This is a genomic window from Pseudomonas sp. P5_A2_2 (genome assembly GCF_054177685.1).
On record NZ_JBGCUL010001340.1, the window covers coordinates 1 to 1038 of the forward strand.

Genomic DNA, 1038 nt, shown 5'->3' on the forward strand with positions numbered 1-1038 from the left:
GTGCGGCAGCGGCAGGATATCCACCGAGATCGCCGGGTAGGTGTCGACGAAGTGGCTCAGCTGCGGCGTGATGAAAAAGCTGCCGAAGCCTTCGGTGCAGCCCATGCGCACATGACCGGACAGTGCCACGCCGGACCCGRAAACCTGCTCGCACGCCATGTGCAGGGTACTTTCGATCGACTCGGCATACCCCATCAACCGCTGGCCTTCGGCGGTCAGGACAAAGCCGTTGGTCCGGGATTTTTCGAACAGCAATGTGCCCAGCGCCGTTTCCAGGGAACTGATGCGTCGCGACACTGTGGTGTAGTCCACCGCCAGGCGCTTGGCCGCGGTGCTGGCCTTGCGGGTACGGGCGACTTCAAGGAAAAACTTGAGGTCATCCCAGTTCAACGAGCCGAGGGAGGTGATGTTTTTTTGCATGTTGGACCGGTTTTTATGTGCGTTTTTATTAGAAGTTTGCACATCTATACTCCAAAAACAGTCCGACAACCAATTCGCGACACATGGCTCATCTCAGGGCGACTATCTCGCCCCGGCTCCCAAGATAGCTCTCAATAAAAAAAGCAAAGATCTGGAGACCCACATGAACGCATCGCTCACGCCCAACGAAACCACCGTGCAAAAGGTCAAGCTGTTGATCGACGGCCAGTGGGTCGAATCCAAGACCACTGAATGGCACGACATCATCAACCCGGCGACCCAGCAAGTGCTGGCCAAAGTGCCGTTTGCCACCGCCGAAGAAGTCGACGCCGCCATCAGCGCAGCCCATCGTGCCTTCCAGACCTGGAAGCTGACCCCGATCGGCGCCCGCATGCGCATCATGCTCAAGCTCCAGGCGCTGATCCGCGAGCACTCCAAGCGCATCGCTGCAGTCCTCAGCGCAGAGCAGGGCAAGACCATTGCCGACGCTGAAGGCGATATTTTCCGTGGCCTGGAAGTGGTTGAGCACGCCTGTTCCATCGGCAGCCTGCAAATGGGCGAGTTCGCTGAAAACGTCGCCGGTGGCGTCGACACCTACACCCTGCGCCAGCCAATCGG

At 58.8% G+C, this 1038-nt stretch carries 2 protein-coding genes; one reads left to right on the forward strand and one right to left on the reverse strand.

The window, feature by feature from the left end:
* Positions 1–420: LysR family transcriptional regulator (locus ACXRVY_RS31275; protein WP_458239245.1), on the reverse strand; the 420-nt coding region annotated here is incomplete at its 3' end.
* Between the two features lie 163 nt (positions 421–583).
* On the opposite strand from ACXRVY_RS31275, the gene ACXRVY_RS31280 reads away from it, so the two are divergent.
* A partial coding sequence (locus ACXRVY_RS31280; RefSeq protein WP_458239246.1) for an aldehyde dehydrogenase family protein occupies positions 584–1038 on the forward strand: 455 nt, incomplete at its 3' end.